At 71.8% G+C, this 1,333-nt stretch carries 3 protein-coding genes; 1 reads left to right on the top strand and 2 read right to left on the bottom strand.

The genetic code is table 11. The features are described 5' to 3' along the window. Positions 1–160: 160 nt before the first annotated feature. Positions 161–487 (bottom strand): DUF3140 domain-containing protein, encoded by a 327-nt coding sequence (locus tag ACWD3D_RS37140; RefSeq protein WP_451465036.1) that lies wholly within the window; start codon positions 485–487, stop codon positions 161–163. Continuing rightward, positions 484–729 (bottom strand): DUF2945 domain-containing protein, encoded by a 246-nt coding sequence (locus tag ACWD3D_RS37135; RefSeq protein ID WP_451465035.1) that lies wholly within the window; start codon positions 727–729, stop codon positions 484–486. Before ACWD3D_RS37135 ends, ACWD3D_RS37140 begins: the two co-directional genes overlap by 4 nt. Positions 730–1,105: 376 nt before the next feature. Here ACWD3D_RS37135 and ACWD3D_RS37130 point away from each other — a divergent pair. Further along, positions 1,106–1,333 (top strand): hypothetical protein (locus ACWD3D_RS37130; protein ID WP_451465034.1); only part of this gene is annotated, 228 nt, incomplete at its 3' end.

Genomic DNA, 1,333 nt, shown 5'->3' with positions numbered 1-1,333 from the left:
CCCGGAGGCGGACGGCCCGCGCCGTGCTCCGCACGGGCCGGGCGGGAGGGCGCGGCCCTTCGCTCCGTCAGGGCCCGCCCCGCCTCCGCCGTACGGGTGAACGTGCCGCGGGTACGGGTGCGGGTGCCGCCGGTCGCCCGGGCCTCCGCAGCACCCCGGATCAGGTCGAGGCGGGGTAGGGGTGCTCAGCGAGCAGACGGGCCAGATGCGTGGTGTTCACCGCGAGCGTGCGCGTCGTCGACGCCACGCTGTCCGGCGTCACGTCCAGATCCTGGTAGTCGCCGAGGTCGCCCTTTCCGGTGCGCGGCAACTCCACGATGCGGCGGCCGGAGGCGTGGCCGGTGGACTCCCCGGTGCCGTCCTTCTGCCCCACCTCCCGCGAGGCGTCCGTCCCGAGCCACCTCTCCAACTCGGTGGCGGTCATGTTCACGGCCGTGCCGAAGTCGTCGGCGGCAGTACTGCGGGCGTGGTCTTCTCCGCCGCTCACGAACTTCCGCCTTTCTTGCGCAGCGCACCGGGCTTGTGCACCGCACTCCTGCCCGTCCTGTCGCTCTCGACCTCGTACTGGGGGTCGTCCTTCGAGGCTTTCACGGTGCGTCCGGCGGCCTCGGTGGTGCGGTCGATCCGTCGCTTGACGGAACCCTCGACCTCCTGCCCGTGGCTCTTCCAGGTGACGTCTTCGCCCCGGGAAAGCTTCTTGCCGCCGCTGTTCTTGCCTTTCCTGGTCATCGAACCTCCCTTTACCGCCGGTCCCGGCCGGACCGTGGGGCGTGTTGCCCGCGTCCTTGCCAGCTTCGGCTCCGCCGGAAACCGGCGCATGTCGGCCGGTTCCTCGGTCGGAGGCTGCGGGGGAGCGCGTACGGGGAGCGGGGGTGCGTTGCGCGCCCGTCCGCCGAAAAGTGCGCCGCTCCGACCCCGGATGCTTCGCCGTGTGATGCACGGTGTGCATGGAGCGATCGAGGCCGGGGGATGCTGAGGAGGACGCCGGTGCGTGGAGAGCGGCTCGCGCGCCCTCCTCCACGTACCGGCGGGTCATCGGACTTGCGTCCGTAGGACGGCTGCCGCCGGGGCGCGTCGATCCCGTCGTACCGGGCACGCTGGATCCATGACCGACATTTACCAAGGACCTGCCATGCTCGTGATGGGTTCCGAGCAAACCCCCGTGATGGCCGCGCTGCGGACCGATGGCGGCAGCGGTGCGGGAGGCTGGTCCGGCAGCATCCGCGCCGACGGCTTGCAGACCTCATTCTGGCCGGCGGTGCAGAGCGGTGGCGTCGAGCTCCGCATGCCGGACGGCCGCCGAGCGACGGCCCGGATCGACATGGACGCCGAG

The sequence above is a fragment of the Streptomyces sp. NPDC002690 genome (assembly GCF_053592415.1).
Note: the sequence above shows the minus strand (reverse complement) of the source record. Positions and strands in the feature narration are given on the sequence as shown.

Bases quoted from the DNA above. Each gene is read 5' to 3' on its own strand.
- ACWD3D_RS37135 (WP_451465035.1), bottom strand. From the start codon at position 729: ATGACCAGGAAAGGCAAGAACAGCGGCGGCAAGAAGCTTTCCCGGGGC.